Here is a 16,654-nt window from a genome sequence, read left to right as displayed (position 1 = left end):
AGACGCACTCCCCACTCGACTCGTGGAACACGAGCGTCGTCAGAGAGGCATTTCGTCTCACCCCGAACAGACCACTTCGAGAGTGGATCGTCATCGGGATTCGTTGCCTGAGCGGGACCCCGTCCGGACTGCATCTCCGGGGCGTTCGCTCCGGTGACCGTCTCGGCCGTTCCGTTCTCCGCCTCAGCGGCAACGAGTGATTACTCTACACACGCCCCGGGGGCCCCGCCAAACGTCCCGCACCCCGGGCGTGTCGCACGGGCCGATCCGCGCGGAGACGCGGAACGGCCCGCCCCCACGGTGGGAGCGGGCCGTTCGGCGACGCGTGTCAGTGCTTGGCGATGACCGGGTTCTTCAGTGTGCCGATCCCCTCGATCGTCACCTCGACGACCTCGCCGTCGCGGATCTCGCCGACGCCGGCAGGGGTGCCGGTCAGGATGACGTCGCCGGGCAGGAGCGTCCAGATCGACGAGACGAACTCGATGAGGGACGGGATGTCGTGCACCATCTCGCTCGTCGAGCCCACCTGGCGCAGGTCGCCGTCCACGCGGGTCTCGATGCGGATGTCCGACGGATCGATCTCGGTCTCGATCGCCGGCCCGAGCGGGCAGAACGTGTCGAAGCCCTTGGACCGGGTCCACTGGCCGTCGCGCGCCTGCAGGTCACGGGCGGTCACGTCGTTGGCGATCGTGTAGCCGAGGATCACGCTCGCGAAGTCCTCGCGCGTGACGTTCTTCGCGAGCGACCCGATCACGATGGCGAGCTCGCCCTCGTGGTCGACGCGTCCGACCCCGGCGGGGAGACGGATCGGGTCCTCGGGGCCGATCACCGACGTGTTGGGCTTGAGGAACACCACCGGGTCGTCCCCGGAGCGCTCGTCCATCTCGGACGCGTGCTCGGCGTAGTTGAGCCCCACGCCGATCACCTTCGACCGCGGGATGACGGGGGCGAGGAGCTTGGCGTCCGCCAGGGGCACCCGCTCCCCCGTGGTCTCGAACCCCTGGTACATCGGGTCACCCGCCAGCACGACCAGGTCGCGCTCGTCGAGGATGCCGTACCGGGGGTCTTCGCCCTTGCTGCTGAACCGTGCGATCTTCACCGTTGGAGCCTATCGACGTGTGGTGTGCGTTCAGGCCGGGTCGGTCAGGCGCGTCATCCACCCGTGCGGGTCGGGACGGCGGCCGTACTGGATGTCGGTGAGTTCGTCGCGCAGGGACATCGTCAGCTCGCCGGCCCCGACGGTCGGCGACCCGATCGTGAAGCCCTCGCCGCGGAGTTCCGCGATCGGGGTCACGACGGCGGCGGTCCCGCACGCGAAGGCCTCGGTGATGGAGCCGTCCTCGACGCCGTCACGCCACTCGTCGAGGGTCACCCGACGGCGTTCGACGCGCAGCCCGCGGTCCTCCGCCAGCTGCAGGATCGAGTCACGCGTGATGCCCTCGAGGATGGAGTCGGAGTCCGGCGTGACGAGCGTGCCGTCCGCCTTCACCAGCACGACGTTCATGCCCCCGAGTTCCTCGAGGTACTTGCCCTCGACCGAGTCGAGGAACATGACCTGCTGGCAGCCGTGCTCGTAGGCCTCTTGCTGGGGCAGGAGCGACGAGGCGTAGTTGCCGCCGGTCTTCGCCGCACCCGTGCCGCCCTTGCCGGCCCGGGCGTAGTTCGTGGACAGCCAGATCGACACCGGCTTCGGTCCGGAGGTGAAGTACGCCCCCGCCGGGCTCGCGATGCAGTGGTACGCCACCGCCTGTGCCGCACGCACCCCCAGGAACGACTCGGTCGCGATCATGAACGGCCGCAGGTACAGGCTCGTCTCGGGCGCCGAGGGCACCCAGTCGACGTCGGTCCGGACCAGCTCGCGGATCGAGTCCACGAAGGTCTCCACCGGCAGCTCCGGCAGCGCGAGCCGCCGCGCGGACCGCTGGAAGCGCCGAGCGTTGGCGTCCGGGCGGAACGTCCAGACCGAGCCGTCGGCGTGCCGGTAGGCCTTCAGCCCCTCGAAGATCTCCTGCGCGTAGTGCAGGACGCTCGCGCTGGGGTCGAGGCTGATCGGACCGTACGGGTGGACCGAGGCATCGTGCCACCCGGCGTCCAGCGTCCACTGCACGGTGGCCATGTGGTCCGTGAAGTGCTTGCCGAAGCCCGGGTCGGCGAGGATCTCCTCGCGCTCGGCGGCGGCACGGCGCTCGGGTGAGGGGGTGGTGGCGAACGCGAGTCCGAAGTCGGTGTCGGTGCTCATACGGGGAGACTCCTGTCAGGCGGTGGTGGTGCGTGCCGTGGCCGCGGCGGCGATGGCGTCGCCGATCTCGGCCGTGCGACGCTGCGAGGTGCCCCGGTCGGCGAGGTCGGCCTCGACCGCCCGCGTGACCGCCGCCGCGAGGTCGCTACGACCGATGTGGTCGAGCAGCAGTGCGACGGACAGGATGGCGGCCGTGGGATCGGCCTTCTGCTGACCCGCGATGTCCGGCGCGGAGCCGTGGACCGGCTCGAACATGCTGGGGAAGGTGCCGTCCGGGTTGAGGTTGCCCGAGGCCGCCAGACCGATGCCGCCGCTGATCGCGCCGGCAAGGTCGGTGATGATGTCCCCGAAGAGGTTGTCGGTGACGATGACGTCGAACCTAGCAGGTTCGCGCACCATGTGGATGGTGACGGCGTCGACGTGCTGGTAGTCCACCGTGACGTCCGGGTACTCCTGCCCGACGGCCGCGACGGTGCGCTGCCAGAGGGCTCCGGCGTGCACCAGGACGTTGCTCTTGTGCACGAGCGTGAGGTGCCTGCGCGGCCGGCGGTCCGCCAGCTCGAACGCGTACCGGACGACGCGCTCGACGCCGTACGCGGTGTTCAACGAGACCTCGGTCGCGATCTCCTGCGGGGTCCCGACGCGGATGGCACCGCCGTTGCCGACGTACGGTCCCTCGGTGCCCTCGCGCACGACCACGAAGTCGACGTCACCGGGGGACGTCAGCGGCGTCGTCACCGACGGGTAGACGACGGTCGGGCGCAGGTTCACGTAGTGGTCGAAGGCGAACCGCAGCTTCAGCAGCAGCCCGCGCTCGATGATCCCGCCGGCGAGCCGGGGGTCGCGGGGGTCGCCGCCGACCGCGCCGAGCAGGATCGCGTCGTGGGTGGCGATGGCGGACATGTCGTCCTCGGTGAGGATGTCACCGGTCGCGAGGAACCGGTCGGCACCGAGGGAGAACGGGGTCTCCTCCACCACGAGGTCGTCCGGCAGCACGGCGTGCAGGACCTTCAGCGCCTCGTCGACCACCTCGGGTCCGATGCCGTCCCCGCGGATCACCGCGAGCTTCACCGTCTGCGTCATGTCCGCCACTCCCCTACAGCGTGATGTCGATCTCGCGGAGCGAGGCCGCGTCGATCGTGGACCGGACGTGCTCGAGGATCTCGGCCGGGACCGGCGAGTCGACGGTGAGGACGCTCAGCGCCTGGCCGCCGGCGGCTTCCCGCGAGATCTGCATCGCCGCGATGTTGATGCCGGCGTCGCCGAACTCCTTGCCGTAGACCGCGACGATGCCGGGCCGGTCGGTGTACTCCATCACCACGTGGTGCTCGGCGAGGGCGACCTCGACGTCGTGACCGTTGATCTCGACGAGCTTCGCGACCTGCTTCGGGCCGGTGAGCGTGCCGGACACGCTGATCGCCGGGCCGTCGGACTGGGCCCCGCGGATCGTGAGCACGTTCCGGTACTCGGGGCTGTCCGAGTCGGTGATGAGCCGCACGGTGACCCCGCGCTGCTCGGCGATCAACGGTGCGTTCACGTAGGACACCTGGTCGCTGACGACGTCGGTGAAGACGCCCTTGAGCGCAGCGAGCTTCAGCACGCTGACGTCGAACTCGGCGAGCTCGCCGTGCACCTCGACGTCGATGCTGGTGACGGGCGACGTGGCGAGGCCGGTGAACACCTGACCGAGCTTCTCGACGAGCGGGATGCCGGGGCGCACGTACGGGTCGATGACGCCACCGGCGACGTTGACCGCGTCGGGGACGAGTTCGCCGCCGAGGGCGAGCCGCACGGACTTGGCGACCGAGACGCCCGCCTTCTCCTGCGCTTCGTCCGTCGAGGCACCGAGGTGCGGCGTGACGACGACGTTCGGGAGCGCGACGAGCGGCGAGTCCTTCGGGGGCTCGGACACGAAGACGTCGAGACCGGCGCCGGCGATCGTGTTCGAGGTGAGCGCACGGTGCAGCGCGTCCTCGTCGATCAGTCCGCCACGGGCGACGTTCACGACGAACGCGGTCGGCTTCATGAGCGCGAACTGGTCGTCCGAGATCATGCCGACCGTCTCCGGCGTCTTCGGCATGTGGATCGTGGTGAAGTCGGCGCGCTTGAGCAGGTCCTCGAGCGAGACGAGCTCGACCCCGAGCTGCTGGGCACGGGCCGTGGTGACGTACGGGTCGTACGCGATCACCTGGACGCCGAACGCCTGCAGGCGCTGGGTGATGAGCGCACCGATGCGGCCGAGGCCGATGATGCCGACGGTCTTCTCGTACAGCTCGACACCGGTGTACGCGGAGCGCTTCCAGGTGCCGGCCGCGAGCGACGCGTGAGCGGCCGGGATGTGGCGCGCGAGCGACAGGATGTGGCCGACCGTGAGCTCGGCGGCGGAGATGATGTTCGATGTCGGCGCGTTGACGACCATCACCCCGGCGGTGGTGGCCGCCTTGATGTCGACGTTGTCGAGGCCGACACCGGCACGGGCGACGACCTTGAGGTTCGGGGCCGCGGCGATCGCCTCGGCGTCGACCTTGGTGGCGGAGCGCACCAGGATGGCGTGCGCATCGGCGAGGGAGGCCAGGAGGGCGGGGCGGTCGGTACCGTCCACGTTCCGGATCTCGAAGTCGGGCCCGAGGGCGTCGACTGTGGCGGGCGAGAGTTCTTCGGCGATCAGGACGACCGGCTTCGGCACAGCTGCAGTTTCCTCACACGAGACGGGCGGTATCCCACCATCGTATCGACGTGCGCACGTGGTTACGACCGCAGGGGCGGTCCGGTGGGCGACCACACGACGGACGGGAGGCGCGGTACCAGCCGGCACCGCGCGTCCTGGCCGTCGGACGGACCGTCAGAAATCCAGCAGCCGCGGCACGAAGAGCTGCAGATCGAGCCACAGCGCGCCGGCGGCGGCGAACGCGAGGACGAAGACGCCGATCGTCACCGCGAGCCGCGCGCGACGGCTCACCCACAGCGCGACGACGAACGCGATCGGCGCGATCGCGATGTCCAGCACGAGCCACACCCACGGGGTGCTGCGGGCCAGCGAGTCGCCGCCGGACGTCGTGCCGAGGAACGCGTTGAACGCGCGGACGGACTGCGAGACGGTCACGAGGTTGCCGACGCTCTGCACGGTCATGTACGCGAACAGCAGGGCGAACACCAGCCAGACGAGGACCTTGCCGACGAACGCCCGGGACGACCGACGGACGGTCGGCGTCGCGGCGGTCACCCGAAGCTCCGCGTCATGAGGAACGGCCACGGGAAGAGGACGAGGGCGCCGAGCAGCATCCACAGCAGACGGCTCCGCGTGCGCTGTCCACGGCCGGCCCAGAGCACGACGGTGAACCACAGCGCGGGGGCGACGATCGACAGGAACCGCAGGACCTCGACGAAGACGGTCAGCACGGTGTCGACGTCCGAGACGTACGAGGTCGAGGCCGTGAGCAGCCAGGCCACCGTGTAGAGCAGGTACAGGCCACCGAAGACGCCGAACCCGATGAGCGCGCCGGAGGTCTCTGGGGCCTCGGGGTCGCGGCCGGAGCGTTCCTTGACGGTGACCGGGTTGTGCGCCGCGTCGACGTGGGTCGCGTCGTCGGCGTCGCCCCAGCTGAGGGCGTCGTCGTCGTGGTCGACCGAGCCGTCGGGCGGGGATGCTGCCGTGGTCATGCCTCGATTCTACGAGGCGTGCCGCTCCGGCTCGACCACGGACGACCTGTGCGGCCGCCGGTCAGACGTCGGCGGGCTGGGTCTCGAGGACCTCGGCGACGACCTCGCGCACCGCGGGGAACAGCGGGTGGCTCTCCATCAGGCCGGTGAGGATCTCGGTGAGGGCGTGTGCCGTCGCACCCGAGCGGAGCAGCGCGTGCAGCTCGATCGACTCGGGGTCGTTCTCGTCGTCGAAGTCGAGCGCGACGCGCACGGCGCCGAGCAGGTGGTCGACGGGGAGCCCGCGTTCGGCGAGCTGCGCGGCCGGGCCGACGAAGCGCTCGCGGCGGCCGAGCTTCCGGAGCGGGTTGCGTCCGACGCGGACGGTCGTGTCCGGGAGGTGCGGGTTCGCGATGCGGGAGAGGTTCGCGGCGACGTAGCGCGCGTGCTCCTCCGGGTCGAAGCCGTGCTTGGCGACGAGGAGCGCGGTGGTCTCGGCGAGGACGCCGTCGACCTCGGCGCGGACGGCCTCGTCCTCGAGTGCCTCGCGGATGAGGCGGATGCCCCGGACGTAGCCGTGGTAGGCGGCCGTCGCGTGCGCGGTGTTCACCGTGTAGAGCTTGCGCTCGACGAACGGCTGCAGGTCGTCGACCCAGGTCACGCCGTCGATCGCGGGCGGCTCGGCGTCGGAGTCGGCGAAGGGCGTGCGCTCGATGACCCACTCGTAGAACGGCTCGAGCACGACGTCGAGGCCGCCGGACTGGCCGAGCACCCCGGACTGGTCGGGGACGATGCGGTCGATGGCGCAGTTCGCGAAGACGGCGGCGATGTCGCGGTCCTCGAGGATGGGGGCACGACGGATGCTGGCGTGCAGGGAGTCCGTCGCGTTGAAGGCGTTCTCGCACGCCACGATCGTGACGTCGCCACGGTCGAGCGGCCGGGCCGCCAGCCCCTCGGCGATGACGGGGGCGACGAGCGGGAGGGTCCGGGCGCCGACCGCGGTCGTGACGACGTCTGCCTCGGCGATGGCCCGGACGACCTGCTCGCGGTCGGTCTTGCTGCTGAGGGCCGTGAACCCGTAGACGAGGTGCTCGACCGGCATCTCGCCGACCTCGTGCACGACGAACCGGCCGGCTTCGTTCAGTGCCGAGACGACGCGGTCGTCGACGTCCACGAAGGTGAGCTCGTAGCCGCTCGCGACCAGGAACTGCCCCACGAACCCGCGTCCGATCTTGCCGGCGCCGATGTGGACCGCTCGCTTCGTCACCGCCATCCGACGATCCTCCCATGCTGGACGACGACCTGAGGACCGCCCATCTCCGGGCCGGACGACGGTCGTCGCGAAACGTCCCCGGGAACGCCGAGGGGACGCCGGTGGGCGGCGTCGGGGCTGGTGGTGAAGTGCTGCATAACGTTCGGGTCACATCGCGAGGCGGCGGTGCGGGTGCACCGCCGCCTCGTCGTCGAGTGGTGTTGCGAAGACTACCGCGCGGCGGAACCGTCCACGTAGTCGGCGTCGTTCGACTTCCACGCGAAGAGGGCGCGCAGCTCGCGACCGGTCGCCTCGATCGGGTGGCCCTCACCCTTGGCGCGGAGTGCCTTGAACTCCGGCGCGCCGGCGTCCTGGTCGTCGATGAAGCGCTTCGCGAAGGCACCGTTCTGGATGTCCGCGAGGACGGCCTTCATGTTCTCCTTGACCTCGGGCGAGATCACGCGCGGGCCGGAGACGTAGTCACCGAACTCGGCCGTGTCGGAGATCGACCAGCGCTGCTTCGTGAGGCCGCCCTCCCAGATGAGGTCGACGATGAGCTTGAGCTCGTGCAGGACCTCGAAGTAGGCGATCTGCGGCTGGTAGCCGGCCTCGACCAGGGTCTCGAAGCCGTACTGGATGAGCTGCGAGGTGCCACCGCACAGGACGGCCTGCTCGCCGAACAGGTCGGTCTCGGTCTCCTCGGTGAAGGTCGTCTTGATGCCGCCGGAGCGGAGGCCGCCGATGGCCTTCGAGTACGACCACGCGAGGTCCCAGGCGGAGCCGGACGCGTCGACCTCGACGGCGACGATCACGGGGACGCCACGGCCGGCCTCGTACTCGCGGCGCACGGTGTGCCCCGGGCCCTTGGGTGCGACGAGCGACACGTCGACGCCCTCCGGCGCCTGGATGTAGCCGAAGCGGATGTTGAAGCCGTGGCCGAAGACGAGCGTGGCGCCCGGCTTGAGGTTGGGCTCGATGTCGTCCTTGTAGACGATGCGCTGGACCTGGTCCGGCGCGAGGATGACGACGACGTCCGCCCAGGCCGTGGCGTCGGCCGGGGTGAGGACCTCGAAGCCGGCCTCTTCCGCCTTCTGGCGGCTCTTCGAGCCCTCCTGCAGGCCGATCTTGACCTCGACGCCGCTGTCGCGGAGGTTGAGGGCGTGGGCGTGGCCCTGCGAGCCGTACCCGATGACGGCGACCTTCTTGCCCTGGATGAGCGTCAGGTCGGCGTCGGCGTCGTACACGATGTCAGTCACGGTGGTGGTTCTCCTGTGGTCGGTTCGGGAAGCGTTGGTTGCGGTGAGTCGGGAGGAGACGGACTGGAGGCGCGGTGCGGGTGGCGACCCGCGCCTCCGGTCCGTCACGGGTCGCGGTCAGCGCACCCGGTCGGTGATGCTCTTGGGCCCACGGCCCATGCCGAGGAGGCCCGCACGGGCGAGCTCCTTGATGCCGTAGGGCTCGAGCACGCGGAGGATCGCCTGGATCTTGCCGGGGTCGCCGGTCACCTCGACGATGAGCGAGTCGTTCGCGACGTCGACGACCTGGGCACGGAACAGGTTCACTGCCTCGAGCACGGCCGAGCGCGTCTGGTTGTCCACCCGCACCTTCACGAGCATGTGCTCGCGCTGGACGGACTGGGAGAAGTCCAGCTCGACGATCTTGATGACGTTGACCAGCTTGTTGAGCTGCTTCGTCACCTGCTCGAGCGGGAGGTCCTCGACGTCGACGACGACCGTGATCCGGCTGAGGCCGTCGACCTCGGTGTTGCCGACCGCGAGCGACTCGATGTTGAACCCGCGGCGCGCGAACAGGCCGGCGACGCGGGTCAGCAGACCCGGCTTGTCCTCGACGAGGAGGGAGAGGACGTGGCTCATGCGGTTTCCCCCGTCATGTCGGCGTCCTCGTCGTCCCAGGTGGGGGCGAGGGCCTGGGCGTACTCGATGGACGAGTTGCTGACTCCCTGCGGGACCATCGGCCAGACCATCGAGTCGCGGCTCACGACGAAGTCGATCACCACGGGGCGGTCGTTCGTCTCGAGGGCGAGCTGGATGGCGGCGTCGACCTCGTCCGCCTTCTCGACGCGGATGCCGAGGGCACCGTACGCGTCCGCCAGCTTCACGAAGTCGGGCACGCGGCGCGAGTCGTGGCCGGTCTCGAGGTCGGTGAACGAGTGGCGGCCGTCGTAGAACAGCGTCTGCCACTGCCGCACCATGCCGAGCGACGAGTTGTTGATGATCGCGACCTTGATCGGGATGTCGTTGATGACGCAGGTCGCGAGCTCCTGGTTGGTCATCTGGAAGCAGCCGTCGCCGTCGATCGCCCAGACCACGCGGTCCGGCTCGGCGACCTTCGCGCCCATCGCGGCGGGGACGGAGTAGCCCATCGTGCCCGCGCCGCCGGAGTTCAGCCAGGCGTTCGGACGCTCGTACTTGATGAACTGCGCCGACCACATCTGGTGCTGCCCGACGCCGGAGGCGTAGATCGCCTCGGGGCCGCTCAGCTCGCCGATGCGCTTGATGATGGCCTGCGGCGCGAGCAGTCCGTCCGTCGGCTCCGCGTAGCCGAGCGGGAAGTCGACCTTGAGCTGCTCGAGCTTCGCCCACCACTCGGCGGTGCTCGCACGCTGGTCGGTCGGGATGCCGCCCCACGCGTCGAGCAGGTCGACCAGGACCTCTTTCGCGTCGCCCACGATCGGGACGTCGGCGAAGCGGATCTTCGAGATCTCGGCCGGGTCGATGTCGACGTGCACGACCTTGGCGTTCGGCGCGAACTCGTCGGCCTTGCCGGTCACGCGGTCGTCGAAGCGGGCACCGAGCGCGATGATGAGGTCGCTGTCCTGCAGACCGAGCACCGCCGGGACGGTGCCGTGCATGCCGGGCATGCCGAGGTGCTGCGGGTGCGAGTCGGGGAAGGCACCCCGTGCCATCAGCGTCGTGACGACCGGCGCACCGGTGGCCTCGGCGAAGCGGAGCAGCTCGGCGGTCGCCCGGGAGCGGATGACGCCGCCGCCGACGTAGAGCACCGGGCGCTCGGACTCGGCGAGGAGCTGCGCGGCCGCGGTGATCTGCTTGCCGTGCGCCTTGGTGACCGGCCGGTAGCCGGGCAGGTCGATCTTGGGCGGCCAGACGTACGGCGCCGACTTCTGCTGGGCGTCCTTCGTGATGTCGACCAGCACGGGGCCGGGGCGTCCGGTCGTCGCGATGAGGTGCGCCGCGGCGAGGGTCGCCGGCACGTCGGCCGGGTCGGTCACGAGGAACGAGTGCTTCGTGATCGGCATGGTGATGCCGACGATGTCGGCTTCTTGGAAGGCGTCCGTCCCCATCAGGGTCGAGAAGACCTGGCCGGTGATCGCGATGAACGGCACCGAGTCCATGTACGCGTCGGCGATCGCGGTGACGAGGTTCGTCGCGCCGGGGCCCGAGGTCGCGATGGCGACGCCGACCTTGCCGGACGCCGAGGCGTAGCCCTCGGCGGCGTGGCCGGCGCCCTGCTCGTGGCGGACGAGGACGTGGCGGATCGTCTGCGACGCCATGAGCTCGTCGTAGAACGGGATGATCGCACCGCCCGGCAGGCCGAAGACGTCGGTGATCCCGAGGTGCTCGAGCGTCCGGAGGACGGCTCCCGAGCCGGTCAGGATCTCCGGCGTCCGGCGTGCACCGGCGGCCGCGGACAGCGGAGTGGCTTCCGTGGGCATGAGGTGTTCCTTGCCTGGAGTGATGGCGATGGTGCGTGTGTCGACGCTAGCCCGTGACCGCGCCCTTGGCGGCGGACTGGACGAGCTTCGCGAACTTCGCGAGGACTCCGCGGGTGTAGCGCGGGGGCAGCGGGGCCCAGCCTTCTCGGCGGGCTTCCAGCTCGGCTTCGTCGACCAGTAGGTCGAGCGAGCGAGCCGCGATGTCGACACGGATGCGGTCGCCATCGCGCACGAATGCGACTGGACCTGCGTCCACCGCTTCCGGTGCGATGTGGCCGATGCACAGGCCGGTTGTGCCGCCTGAGAATCGTCCGTCCGTCAACAGTAGTACATCCTTGCCGAGTCCAGCGCCCTTGATGGCCGCCGTGATGGCGAGCATCTCGCGCATGCCGGGGCCGCCCTTGGGACCCTCGTACCGGATGACGACGACGTCGCCCTTCTGGATCTTCCCCTCGGTGAGGGCGTCCATGGCGGCGCGCTCGCGGTCGAACACCCGCGCGGGGCCCTCGAAGACCTCGGCGTCGAAGCCGGCCGTCTTCACCACGGCGCCCTCCGGCGCGAAGGAGCCCTGCAGGATCGTCAGGCCGCCGGTGGCGTGGATCGGGTTGTCGAGCGTGCGGAACACCTCGCCGTCGAGCTCCGGCGGGTCGATCTCGGCCAGGTTCTCGGCGAGGGTCTTGCCGGTGACGGTCATGACGTCGCCGTGCAGCAGGCCGGCGTCGAGCAGCGCCTTCATGATCACCGGGATGCCGCCGTTGCGGTCCACGTCGACCATGACGTACTTGCCGAACGGCTTCATGTCGGCGAGGTGCGGGACCTTCGAGCCGATGCGGTTGAAGTCGTCGAGGGAGAGCTCGACCTCGGCCTCGTGCGCGATCGCGAGGAGGTGGAGGACGACGTTCGTGGAGCCTCCGAGTGCCATGGCGACGGCGATGGCGTTCTCGAACGCCTGCTTCGTGAGGATCTGGCGGGCGGTGAGGCCCAGGCGGAGCATGTTGACCACGGCCTCGCCGGAGCGGTGCGCGTAGTAGTCACGACGACGGTCGGCGCTGGGCGGCGCTGCCGAGCCGGGGAGCGACATGCCGAGGGCCTCGGCGACCGACGCCATGGTGTTCGCGGTGTACATGCCGCCGCAGGCGCCCTCGCCCGGGACGATCGCACACTCGATCTTCTTGAGTTCCTCTTCCGACATGGTGCCGGCCTTGCACGCGCCGACGCCCTCGAAGGAGTCGATGATCGTGACCTCCTTGAAGGAGCCGTCGGCCTGCTTCACGTAGCCCGGCATGACCGAGCCCGCGTAGAGGAAGACGCTCGCGAGGTCGAGGCGCGCGGCCGCCATGAGCATGCCTGGAAGGGACTTGTCGCACCCGGCCAGCAGGACGGTGCCGTCCAGTCGCTCGGCGTTCACGACGGTCTCGACGCTGTCGGCGATGACCTCACGCGAGACGAGGGAGAAGTGCATGCCCTCGTGGCCCATCGAGATGCCGTCGGAGACGGAGATGGTGCCGAACTGGAGCGGGTACCCGCCGCCGGAGTGCACGCCCTCCTTCGCCCCCTGCGCGAGGCGGTCGAGGGAGAGGTTGCACGGGGTGATCTCGTTCCACGAGGAGGCGATGCCGATCTGCGGCTTCTCCCAGTCCTCGTCCCCCATCCCGACGGCACGCAGCATGCCACGCGAGGTGGTTGCTTCGATCCCGTCGGTGACGACCCGGCTGCGCGGCTTGACGTCGATATCAGGCATGGGGTGAGTCTAGGCGCAGTTGGGATACCAAGCCGACAACTCCATGCATCCGCATGGGTGACGGGCGGTCCAGGAGGCGCGGTGCCGGCCCGCAGGGTCGCTGCGGGTCAGCGCGTGGCGCGGATCCTCGCGAGCTGCTTCAGCACGTCGGTGAGCGCCGCCGGGTCGGCGACCCGGTAGCCGGCGAGCGTGTCGCCCTCCCCCACCTTCACGCCGACATCGCCGTCGCGGAGCACCCGGAAGGCGTCCTCGTCGGTGACGTCGTCGCCGGCGAAGAACACCGCGTCGGCGCCGTGCAGGTCGCGCAGCCTGGCGATCGCGTCGCCCTTGGTGACGTGCCGGACGGCGAACTCGAGGATGTCCTTGCCCCCGCGTTCGAGGACGTCCGGGTCGGCCTCGTGCGCGGCGGCACTCGCGGCGGCGTTCGCCTCGGCCGCGACCTCGGCGCTCACCCGGCGGGTGTGCACGCCGTGGCCGGCCGGCTTGTGCTCGATGACGACACCCGGGAACCGCTCCCCGACCGCGTCGAGCGCCGTGCCGATCCGGGCCACGCGAGCCTGCTCGTCGTCGGTGAGGGCCGCTTCGTCGTGCCCGTCGACGCGCCACTCGACGCCGTGCGACCCGACGAGGGACATCTCGGCGGGGGCGTGCGTCACCGCGGCGAGGCTGTCCAGCGGACGCCCGGAGACCAGGACGACCTCGGTGTCCTTCGCCCGGTGCAGGGTGAGGACGGCCGCCCACGAGCCGGGCAGCGCGCCGACCTGCGAGGGGTCGTCGGCGAACGGCGCGAGCGTGCCGTCGAAGTCGAGGGCGACGATGAGTCGCGGCGCAGCCGCGAGCGTCTCGAGGGCCCGGTCGATGGCGGTCTGGTCGGTGGTCGTCTCAGGCATCACGCGCCTCCCGGGTGTCCTCGGCAGCACGCGCCGTCTGGGCGTCCTGGTCGAAGATCGACATGTTGTCCGTCTGTGCCTCGCGGTGCTGGTCCTTCGGGTCCGCCGCGGAGGGGTCGATCTGCGCGTTCTTCGGGGCGTGGCGGTCGAGCGCCTCGAGGAACGAGCGCGACCAGCGCGCCACGTCGTTGTCGCGGACGCGCTTGCGGAGGGCCCGCATGCGGGTCGAGCGTTCGCGTCGGGGCATCTCGATCGCGCGCTGGATCGAGTCCTTCAGCGCGCCGATGTCGTGCGGGTTGACGATGACGGCCTGCTTCAGTTCGTCGGCGGCACCGGCGAACTCGGACAGGATGAGGACGCCGTCGTTGTCGAACCGGGCTGCGACGTACTCCTTCGCGACGAGGTTCATGCCGTCGCGAAGGGCCGTGACGAGCATGATGTCCGCGGCGAGGTAGAGCGCCACCATCTCCTCGCGCGGGTAACCGTGGTGCAGGTAGGCGATCGGCTGGTGTCCGATCACGCCGAGGTCGCCGTTGATGCGGCCGACCGTGAGCTCGATCTCGTCGCGGAGCGTGGCGTACGTGTCGACGCGCTCGCGGCTCGGGCTGGCGACCTGCACGAGGGTGGCGTCCTCGACCGCGATGCGACCGTCCTCGACGAGTTCGCCGAAAGCCTTGATCCGGTGGCGGATGCCCTTCGTGTAGTCGAGGCGGTCGACGCCGAGCAGCACGGTCTTCGGGTTGCCGAGGCTCGCACGGATCTCGCGGGCGCGCTCCTGCACCTCGGGCCGGTGCGCGATCTCCTCGAAGCCGGCGGCGTCGATGGAGATCGGGAAGTGCCGGGCCTCGACGTGTCGCACCGTGATGCCCTTGCGGCTGCGCGGTGCGTCCGGGTCGTCGACGGGGACGTCGATCGTCTGCCCCTTGGTCGTGTAGCCCTTGATGTGCCGGACCGCCCGGAGGAAGTCGCTCGCGTCGTCGTGCCGCTGGAAGCCGATCACGTCCGCCCCGAGCAGGCCGTCGAGGATCTGCGCGCGCCACGGGAGCTGGGCGTAGATGCCGACGGGCGGGAACGGGATGTGGTTGAAGAAGCCGATCGTCAGGTCCGGGCGGAGCTCGCGGAGGAGGGCGGGGACGAGCTGCAGCTGGTAGTCCTGCACCCAGACGATGCCGTCCTGCTCGACGATCTCGGCGATCTGCTCGGCGAAGCGCTGGTTCACGCGCTTGTACGCGTTCCACCAGTCGCGGTGGTAGCTCGGGTGCTCGATGACGTCGTGGTAGAGCGGCCAGAGGGTGTCGTTGCTGAACCCCTCGTAGTACTCCTCGACGTCGTCGTTGCTCAGCGGGACGGGCACGATGTGGATGCCCTCGTTGTCGAACGGGGCGACCTCGACGTCGGGCTGGCCGACCCAGCCGACCCAGGCACCGTCGTTCGCGCGCATCACCGGTTCGAGTGCGGTGACGAGGCCGCCGGGCGAGTGCCGCCAGCCCTCGTTGCCGTCCTCGTCGACGATGCGGTCGACCGGCAGGCGGTTCGAGGCGACGACGAAGGCGTAGCGGGTCTGTTCGGTGCGGGGTGCTGCCATGGGGTGCTGGGGTCTCCGTTCCGCCCGGCACGAACGCCGGGTTCGGTGCCGAAGTTACCAGCGTGCCGACAGCGGATTCACGGCGGATCGACGGCTTCCGGTACGCTGCGTCCATCGTGTCGGGGGGACACGCAGGTGACGCACGGGGTCGTCACCGCCCTCTCGACGAGAGAGGACCCAACCGTCGTGAGCGATCAGTCGCCCGTCCCGCCCGTTCCGCCCGGGCCCCCGTCAGCCGCGCCGGCAGCGTCGGACCCGCTCGGTCGCCTGCTCCGCGCCGTCCCCGGTCGTGACTGGGTCGCCGCCGTCGTCGCGGCCGTCGGCGGGTGGGTCGCGGCGTACATCGTCGCGGCGATCTCGCTGTTCCTGACGGTCGCCGTGGCCGCCGGTTCCGGTCCGGTGTCCACGAGCTCGTCCTCGGGCCTCGGCACCGGCGGCTCCGACCTCGGGTCGGCCGGGGCACCCGACGTCCAGTCGCTCCTGTCGGGGGTGAGCGTGCTGCTGGGGTCCCCGGCGCAGCTCGTCGCCCTCGCGGACCTCGGGCGGCTGCACGGCTCCGGTTCGATCCTGCTGCTCGGTTCCGGGTCGGGGTCGGTCGGCGTCGTGCCCGTGCTGGTGCTCGCGGCGCAGGTCGTGCTCGCGGTCGTGCTCACGCGCCGCATCCGGAGCCGGGTCCTCGCGCTCCCGCAGCTCGTCGTCACGGCGGTCGTCGCCGGGCTCGTGACCACCGCGGTCACCACGCTCGCCGGCCTCGTGCTCGCCATCCGGTTCCCCGCCGTCTCCGGGGTGCAGATCGACCCCGTGCACGCCGTGGGGATCGGCAGCGTGCTCGGGTCGTTCGTGATCGGCACCCTCGCGGTGCTGCTCGCCCGGCCGTCGCTGCTCGTCGGCCGGAGCACCTCCGTCGCCCGGGCACTCGGTGCCCTGCGGGTCGCCGCGTGGCAGCTCGGCGGGCTCCTCGTCCTGCTCGCCCTCGTGCTCGTCGTCGTGGCGCTCGTCGCGCAGCCGTCGTGGGGCGCCGCCCTGCCGCTGCTGCTCGGCAACGCGGCCGTCGCCCTGACCGCGCTCGGCTTCCTCGGCGGGGTCGGCACGTCCGGACTCGGTGCCGTCGGGAGCGACGCCTCGGTCTTCGCGGGCGCCGGTGGCTGGACCTGGCTCGTCGTCCTGCTCGTCGTCGTGAGCTCGTTCGCGGCCGGTCTGGCGCTCGCGGTGCGCCGGAACGACCGGGTCCGCACGACGCTCGACTGGGTCGCGACGCCCGTGGTCTGGTTCGTCGCCGGACTCGTGCTGTTCGTGCTCGGCACCGGCGTGGTGTCCTACCAGGTGACCGGTTCGAGTGCGGTCGGCGGGTCCGGCTCGGTCGGTGTGGCCCCGTGGACGCCCGTCGTCTTCGCGCTCTGGGGTGCGGCCATCGAGGTCGTCGCCCGGTACGTCGCGCCCGTGCTGCTCCCCCGCCTCGGCGGCGGCGTGCTGCTGCGGACGGCGCGCGTGGTCGGGACCGACCCGGTGCTGGCGCCGGTGCCGGCGCCGGTGCCGGCTCGGCCGACCGCTCCGGTCGACGGTGCCGCTCCGGTGTGGGCGGTGCCCGCCGATGCGGCGGCCCCGGCGGCCCCG

13 protein-coding genes and 1 pseudogene are annotated in these 16,654 nt (G+C 70.7%); 1 reads left to right on the top strand and 13 read right to left on the bottom strand.

Translation table 11 applies throughout. The features are described 5' to 3' along the window. Positions 1-328: 328 nt before the first annotated feature. The 13 genes from BIV03_RS05430 to otsA all read right to left on the bottom strand — a co-directional run bounded on the left by BIV03_RS05430 (position 329) and on the right by otsA (position 15,040). The gene (locus BIV03_RS05430; RefSeq protein ID WP_070418535.1) at positions 329-1,099 is read right to left on the bottom strand and encodes a fumarylacetoacetate hydrolase family protein; all 771 of its coding nucleotides are present in this window, start codon (positions 1,097-1,099) and stop codon (positions 329-331) included. A 30-nt stretch (positions 1,100-1,129) separates the two neighbouring features. After that, on the bottom strand, positions 1,130-2,239 hold the full coding sequence (locus BIV03_RS05425) for a branched-chain amino acid aminotransferase (protein ID WP_071294937.1): 1,110 nt from the start codon (positions 2,237-2,239) through the stop codon (positions 1,130-1,132). A gap of 15 nt (positions 2,240-2,254) precedes the next feature. Beyond that, positions 2,255-3,322 (bottom strand): 3-isopropylmalate dehydrogenase, encoded by a 1,068-nt coding sequence (locus tag BIV03_RS05420; protein ID WP_071294941.1) that lies wholly within the window; start codon positions 3,320-3,322, stop codon positions 2,255-2,257. Positions 3,323-3,335: 13 nt separating this feature from the next. Then, on the bottom strand, positions 3,336-4,925 hold the full coding sequence (gene serA / locus BIV03_RS05415) for a phosphoglycerate dehydrogenase (protein WP_071294936.1): 1,590 nt from the start codon (positions 4,923-4,925) through the stop codon (positions 3,336-3,338). A gap of 156 nt (positions 4,926-5,081) precedes the next feature. Further along, positions 5,082-5,462, bottom strand: coding sequence for a hypothetical protein (locus BIV03_RS05410; RefSeq protein WP_071294935.1), 381 nt, complete (start codon positions 5,460-5,462; stop codon positions 5,082-5,084). Beyond that, on the bottom strand, positions 5,459-5,899 hold the full coding sequence (locus BIV03_RS05405) for a hypothetical protein (RefSeq protein ID WP_070418531.1): 441 nt from the start codon (positions 5,897-5,899) through the stop codon (positions 5,459-5,461). The genes BIV03_RS05410 and BIV03_RS05405 overlap by 4 nt, the downstream gene beginning before the upstream one ends. Before the next feature lie 61 nt (positions 5,900-5,960). Then, complete coding sequence (locus tag BIV03_RS05400; protein WP_070418530.1) at positions 5,961-7,151, bottom strand: mannitol-1-phosphate 5-dehydrogenase; 1,191 nt, start codon at positions 7,149-7,151, stop codon at positions 5,961-5,963. A gap of 209 nt (positions 7,152-7,360) precedes the next feature. Beyond that, positions 7,361-8,386 (bottom strand): ketol-acid reductoisomerase, encoded by a 1,026-nt coding sequence (gene ilvC, locus BIV03_RS05395; RefSeq protein WP_070418529.1) that lies wholly within the window; start codon positions 8,384-8,386, stop codon positions 7,361-7,363. A 117-nt stretch (positions 8,387-8,503) separates the two neighbouring features. Then, a complete protein-coding gene (gene ilvN, locus BIV03_RS05390) occupies positions 8,504-9,004 on the bottom strand; it encodes an acetolactate synthase small subunit (protein ID WP_022907763.1) in 501 nt (166 codons plus the stop codon). Further along, positions 9,001-10,824: an acetolactate synthase large subunit gene (locus BIV03_RS05385; RefSeq protein ID WP_070418528.1), complete on the bottom strand. Its 1,824-nt coding sequence runs from the start codon at positions 10,822-10,824 to the stop codon at positions 9,001-9,003. Before BIV03_RS05385 ends, ilvN begins: the two co-directional genes overlap by 4 nt. A 46-nt stretch (positions 10,825-10,870) precedes the next feature. Continuing rightward, positions 10,871-12,565, bottom strand: coding sequence for a dihydroxy-acid dehydratase (gene ilvD / locus BIV03_RS05380; protein WP_071294934.1), 1,695 nt, complete (start codon positions 12,563-12,565; stop codon positions 10,871-10,873). Between the two features lie 107 nt (positions 12,566-12,672). Further along, positions 12,673-13,455 carry a trehalose-phosphatase gene (otsB, locus tag BIV03_RS05375; RefSeq protein ID WP_071294933.1) on the bottom strand — a complete coding sequence of 261 codons (783 nt, stop codon included), beginning with the start codon at positions 13,453-13,455 and terminating at the stop codon, positions 12,673-12,675. Continuing rightward, positions 13,448-15,040: an alpha,alpha-trehalose-phosphate synthase (UDP-forming) gene (gene otsA / locus BIV03_RS05370; protein ID WP_070418525.1), complete on the bottom strand. Its 1,593-nt coding sequence runs from the start codon at positions 15,038-15,040 to the stop codon at positions 13,448-13,450. Before otsA ends, otsB begins: the two co-directional genes overlap by 8 nt. A gap of 186 nt (positions 15,041-15,226) precedes the next feature. On the opposite strand from otsA, the pseudogene BIV03_RS19470 reads away from it, so the two are divergent. Continuing rightward, positions 15,227-16,654: pseudogene (locus BIV03_RS19470) on the top strand (hypothetical protein); the annotation flags it as partial.

The organism is Curtobacterium sp. MCBA15_016, from assembly GCF_001865105.1.
GTDB lineage: Bacteria > Actinomycetota > Actinomycetes > Actinomycetales > Microbacteriaceae > Curtobacterium.
Note: the sequence above shows the minus strand (reverse complement) of the source record. Positions and strands in the feature narration are given on the sequence as shown.